At 40.8% G+C, this 6687-nt stretch carries 4 protein-coding genes; all 4 read right to left on the reverse strand.

All coding sequences use genetic code 11. From position 1 onward, the window contains the following. A partial coding sequence (locus FJ218_10430) for a PLP-dependent transferase (protein MBM4167317.1) occupies nt 1-435 on the reverse strand: 435 nt, incomplete at its 3' end. Nucleotides 436-450: 15 nt separating this feature from the next. Further along, a complete protein-coding gene (locus FJ218_10435) occupies nt 451-2613 on the reverse strand; it encodes a T9SS type A sorting domain-containing protein (protein ID MBM4167318.1) in 2163 nt (720 codons plus the stop codon). A 70-nt stretch (nt 2614-2683) separates the two neighbouring features. Next, nucleotides 2684-5365 carry a hypothetical protein gene (locus FJ218_10440; protein ID MBM4167319.1) on the reverse strand — a complete coding sequence of 894 codons (2682 nt, stop codon included), beginning with the start codon at nt 5363-5365 and terminating at the stop codon, nt 2684-2686. A gap of 118 nt (nt 5366-5483) precedes the next feature. After that, nucleotides 5484-6410: a hypothetical protein gene (locus FJ218_10445; protein ID MBM4167320.1), complete on the reverse strand. Its 927-nt coding sequence runs from the start codon at nt 6408-6410 to the stop codon at nt 5484-5486. Nucleotides 6411-6687: the final 277 nt, after the last annotated feature.

The raw sequence follows: 6687 nt of genomic DNA on the forward strand, positions 1-6687 counted from the left end.
AATTGCTTTTGTGTTTGAACGCAATTTCTTTTTCCATTCATTTCCATCGCCTTCGTTGATGAAATCGAACGATATTCCATACGAAGAAAAATCGCGCGTGATAAAAGTATGCGTCCCTCCGTACAAGCAATTTTGCACAAGCAGATGGTCGCCGCATTGCAAAACAGAAAGCAACGCAGTAGAAATCGCCGCCATTCCGCTGGCAGTAACAAGTGCGGATTCCGCATTTTCGAGCGCGGCTAATTTTTTGTGCAACACAAGATGATTCGGTGTGTTATTCAGTCGTATATAGCGCACATCATCGTAAGTTTTTTCGCCAGCATATTCAAACGTTGACGATTGAAATATCGGCATTGAAACTGCGCCGTGTATTTTCGGATGCGGTTCGCCGCTGTGAATGAGTTTTGTTGAAAGAGATTTATACTGTTGAGCCATTATGAAATGTCATCGTTATTTCAACAAAACGAATTTTTTTGTTTCTGAAAAATTATTGATAAACAAACGATACAAATACATACCGCTTGGTAAATGTTCCGCATCGAAATCAACGTCGTGTTCACCTTCTTCCATTACTTCGTTGTTGAAAAGTACGGCAACTTCTCTTCCGAGAATGTCATACACTTTGAGAGAAACAAAGGCAGTAGTGGATAATGTAAAGCGGATCGTCGTTTGTGGATTAAACGGATTCGGAAAATTTTGTGAAAGAGCAATTTCTTGCGGCGCGTGATTTTCATTGCTTGCCGGAAGAAATTCGTGTGCGGTTTTGGGAAATGGTTCTCTCACAATGCCAACATCAGCCGCATTTTTCACACCTTTCAAATACACGGCATAATAATTTTTTTGCAAAACAATTTCATTGATATCAATATTGTAATCGGGAGCGCTTGTATCGAGAGGCGCGTAAAAACCTTCATTGATGGGACGCAAGAGCGAATCAACAAACGTTTGCAACAATGCATACGCTGCAGGATTATCAACGCCGAATTTTTTCCAGTACGTCATAATGCTGTCGTAATATTTTCCCACTTTTGCAAGCGATATTCCTTTCAGAGTTGAGCCTGCAATTGATGTAGCGGAATCAATGATGAGCGAATCAAAACCCGTAGGAAGTACGCCGTATTTGCTTGCAAGAAGATTCAGATTAAAGATGACGCCTTGTTCCCACGCAATGTTGTTGTGGGTTGAGCGTTTTGGCTTGATGGCGCCATACATTTCTTTTTTCTTTTTTCCTTTGAAGAGCGAATCGAGCGGGCGCGCTTCCATAGTATGTCGCTCAGTATAAAACTTGCCGAGATTTGATGAAGTTTTGAACGTCATCCATGCGTACAATTTTGCTAAATGCGAAGAATCTTGTTGAATGCCTAACATCGTTGCTCCTTTTTTCCCTGCGTGAAAAAATACGTTTGATGCAACGGTGCTGATATTCGGATATCCGATTGCAAATCCATTTTTCACTTTAATTTTTTTTGCTTTTTCGGAAAGCAAACTATCGGCATGAAACGTTCTGAATTTTCTGAGTGATGATAATTTTGCAATATTGTTTGCCGTTAATCCTCCTGCAGAAGTAAAATTGCCACCAACATACAATTCGTCTTTTGAAACATACAGAGCCGTAACAATATTATTCGTTCCCGAACCAACAATATTCCACGTCGTTCCATTCCATTGTGTAATATAATTCACCGTTGTACCGCCAGCGGAAAGAAAATCGCCACCGACAAATAATTTCCCTCTGTATGTACATAACGAACGAACAACATTATTTACTCCTGTTCCCAATGACGCCCATTCCGTTCCATTCCATTTGGCAACGAAGAAACATAAATTTCCACCTGCGGAAGTAAATCTTCCGCCTGCAACTAATTCGTTCTCGAACAAATCCAACGCATAAACGTAATTGTCAACTCCGTTTGCGAGTGATGTCCATTGCGTTCCGTTCCATTTCGCAATGTTATTCACCGGGGTATCTCCTGCGTTTGTAAAATCGCCGCCAATGATGAGGCAACTATCATACACGGTCATCGCATTCGCTCGCGATACAATTCCTCCGCTGATTCCTCCGCCAACGGAATTCCAGTATGTTCCGTCCCATCGTGCAATGCGTGAAACTTCCGATGTTCCCGACATCGTAAATTCTCCGCACGCATAAAGTTCATTTTGGAACACGATAAGAGAAGTTACGACATCATTCAATCCTTCGCCTACGGAAAGCCACTCAAGACCGTTCCATTTTGCAATGTGAAGTACGTCGGTGGTTCCTGCTCTTGTAAAGTACCCTCCTGCGTATAATTCGTTGTTGAACGTAATAAGGGTTGTTACTTCCGCATCTAAGCCGGAACCGACTAATTGCCAGATGGTTCCATTCCATCGTGCTATATAATTAGCGTTTACCGTCCCCGCAAGCGTGAATTTTCCACCAACATAAACTTCGTTGTAATACGAAGCGATTGCATTTACGGAATTGTTTGTTCCGTTTCCCAAAGGCGTCCACATTTGAGAATACAGATAATTCGTACTAACGGTTGAAATAAAGAGCAAAAGAAAAACAACATAAAATTTTTTCGTTGCAATATTCTTCTGCGAAGTTCCCCTAGTTCTATTAGCAACTACCATAACGCTATCACCTTATTTTTTTGCGTTTGAAAAGTTTTTAAAAATTCTACGAACACAATATACAAAACAATTACCGCGTTTCTATCCCTTCGGCTATTTTTACTTTTACTTTTTGTTTTTGCGAATATTTTCCGAAACTGAAATTAACGGTGTACTCGCCGCTCTTCACAAATTTTCTACCTTCGCCGCCATAATTTGTGAGCAAATCGCTGCTCCAACGTAAATCCCACACAATGCGATTAAATCCAGGAGTTCCGCTACCGCCGAGATTTGCAACTATTTTACCCGATGTATCAGAGATAGAAATACTCACACCGTCCCCCGTAAATTCTTTGATGTAATAATTGAAAATTGCACCTGTCGGCGGATTTTGTCCGCGAAACACAGCAACACCGTTCCATTCGGAAAACCCTTCATACGGAAAATAACCGAACGCGTCGCGAATGGAAAAAAGATGCGCATCTTTTGTTTGAACACTATCAACAAATTCCTGCAACGGGCGAATATCATCCACGATGTATAAACTTCTCCCGTGCGTTGCGATGACAACATCCATTTCGCGTGGTTGAATTACAATATCATCAACTGCAACCGTAGGAAGTTTTCCGAATGTACTCCAATGCAAACCTCTGTCGAGTGAAACATACAGAGAAAATTCTGTCCCAAGAAAAAGCACGTTGGGATTTTTTACATCTTCGCGAATGACTTTCACCGGTTCCATCGGAGGAATATTGTTGGCAATACTTGTCCACGTTTTTCCTTTGTCGGAAGTTCGAAATACCATCGGCGCATAATTTCCAGTTCGATAACCACTTATTACAACATACGCAACGTTATCGTCAAAATGCGACGCTTCAATTCTTGAAATCCAAAATCCCCGCGCATTTTTAGGAACGTTTTCCGTTACTTCTTTCCACGTATCACCATCATTTTCCGTAAGCCATAATTTTCCGTCGTCCGTTCCCGCCCATAACATTCCTTGTTTCAACGGAGATTCTGCGAGAGCGTACACCACTCCAAAATTTTCTGCACCGCTTCCGGTCGTCATAATTTTTTTCACATCTTGCGAAGATAAATCGGGAGAAATTACGCTCCATTCTTTTCCGTTGTTCCACAATTTAAACACACGATTTCCTGCAAGATACAGCGAACCTTTTTGGTGCAAACTTCCGATGAGCGGCGAATTCCAATGAAAACGAAATGCTGTTTGTCCTTCCGAAGGTTCCGGTCGAAGTCCGCGCGTTTCTCCCGTTCGAATGTTAAAACTATGCACGTACCCTTGCTGCGATTCTGCATACACGACATCGGAATCATTCGCATCGAAGACGCAATAAAAACCATCACCGCCGTAAATATTGAGCCAATCGGAATTCAGTATTCCGTCTTTTGTTTTTGTTGCACTGGGACCAAGCCAATTTAAGTTATCTTGCAAACCGCCTGCGATACGATACGGCGTACTGTTGTCAACAGCAACGCGATAGAATTCGCCTGCGGCAAAATTATTGAGATGAACCCATCCTTTTCCGTATGCGTACGAAACATACACTCCTCCGTCTGTCCCAAGGAAAATGTGCTTCGGATTTTTCGAATCAATTTCCAATGCATGACAATCGGGATGAACCTTTCCGAAAGAATCTTCGCGAAATGTTTTTCCTCCGTCTTCCGAAACGTGCAAAGCAAATCCGAGAACATACACGCGGTTGGAATCATTCGGGTCAACGCGGATTTGGCTGAAATAAAACGGTCGCGGATTGAGTGCGTTCACACGATTCCACGTTTCCCCTCCGTTTTCCGATTTGAAAATTCCTCCGCGTTTTTGCGTTACATCGTCAATGCTTGATGTTCCTCCTTCATCGCTTTGAAGTACTGCGAAAATTATTTTCGGATTTTTTTTATACAACGATAAACCGATTCGTCCCGTTTGTTTCGGTAATCCGTTTTCTAATTTTTTCCAGGATGTTCCGGCATCTGTAGATTTGAAAATTCCTCCGATATCTTTTCCGTTCGTACATTCGACGCCATAGGAAAACGACCAAGGAGTTCGCTGACGTGCATACAAAACCGCATACAACGTATTTCCGCTTGAGTCTGAAGCATCCAATGCAACATCGCCGCAACCAACAATGGTATTGAAAGGTTTTTCTGCAATGAGAATTCCGTTCCACGATTTTCCTCCGTCGGTAGTTTTGTAAAGTCCGCGTTCGCCTCCGCTGTTCCATAAATCTCCCATCGCGGCAACATAAACAATCAACGAATCTTTCGGATGAACAACAATACGCGCAATCGTTTTACTTTCTTTCAATCCAATATTTTTCCACGAACCCCCGGCATCGGTTGAGAGATATACGCCATCGCCCCACGAAGAACTGTTGCGGTCGTTTGCTTCGCCGGTTCCAGCATAGACATATTTTGTGTTTGAAGGAGAAATAGCCATTGCACCGATGGCGGCAACATTTTCTTTTTCAAAAATTGCATCGAACGTAAAGCCGTTGTTGGAAGTTTTCATTATGCCTCCCGTACCAAGCGCGACGTAAAATGTATTTGCATCAGTTTGGTCAAGAGCAATATCGGAAACGCGTCCACTCATCACTGCAGGACCAATGCTGCGTGCAGAAAAGTTTCGCAGCAACAATTCGCGTTTTTTCATTTCAACAGAATCGGAAAGTAATGTTTTTTTCTCTGCTGCAAGAGAAAAGGATAAACTATAAAGCGTGATGAATATTACAAGAAATACAAAACGGGAATAACGCATAGTGCATTTTTAAGAAATTGAAAAAAAACAGGAACAAAGTAAAAATATTTTCGTGGAAAATAAAAAAGGCGTTCAAGAAATTGAACGCCTTGTGTTTAAAAAAAATTACTGATATACATTACCAGATATAATAACGTGCGCCGACTTTGAAGTCCGTTCGCATCTTTGCATCTTTGTGCGATTCCAATTCACTGTTATTAGAACTGAATTTTACCAATCCATAAACAGACATCTGATTAAGAACAAAATAATTTGATTCTGCGCTTAATGACCAATCTGACCAGCCATCGCCTTCCGCAGGCATAAAGTTTGTAAAATCAAACTGTACTTTTGATGTCCACAAATAGTTATGGTCAATCGTGAACAATGCACCAAATTTAATAGAATTCGTTGGAAAAACCTTTATTGTATCATTAGATGAAATCCCTGCTGTATCTTTTGATGTTGTAACTATTGTATCTTTTTTATTTAAATCCATATTATACGATGCATTGATTTTAAATTGTTTATCTAAATCCATCGGCATTGCATATTCGCCGCCAAATCCAATAGAACCTTTTGGTTTCCATTTATGATCTATCCAAGTTGTGTCATGACTTGTCTTAATTATCTTAGAAAATGACGAAGTTGTCAAAATTGTATCGGAAAATGATGCCATTACCCACCAACCATTCCAACGAGTGGATGTTTGATAGATTCCGCCGCCAAGAATTCTGCCTACTTTGATAGCATCTTCTGCTTTTCCTGTAATGGCAGCAATATCTTTATAATATTCAATACTTGCATCATCTTTAAATGTTTTCAAATAATAACCATCGCTGTTTTTACGGATAATTTCAGCAAGTTTTAATATGTTTTCATTGGAAGCATCTGCGCCAAGTTCTTTCAAAACAACAATCGCTTGAGCAACTGCACGTTCTTCGGTAACACGGCCATATCCTGCACCTAATGTAAATTGTAAACTCTTTACTGCTGCAGAATCTGTTGTTTTAGAATATTTCAGCGTATCATTTCCGAATGCAAACACACCTCTTGGGTCATCCATAAGCCATTTGCGGGCTCCAAATGTCAGCATATTTGACATTGTGGAAACATCTGTTTTAACCTTAGCACTATCATTTGAATTGGATACATAGGAAAGATGGTTGGTTAACCAGTAAGTCATCATTGGGCTTTGATTTCGCCAATCAAAATGTCCGGCAAGATTCATATTAAATTTCGAGACATCGCCTTGACTCATATAATTCAAGAAATCCTGACCTTCTACATAGAGTTGTTTATACTCGTAGGTTGGGATTTTGAACTGTTTGAACACAGACGCA

The organism is Ignavibacteria bacterium, assembly GCA_016873775.1.
Lineage (GTDB): Bacteria > Bacteroidota > Ignavibacteria > UBA10030 > F1-140-MAGs086 > JAGXRH01.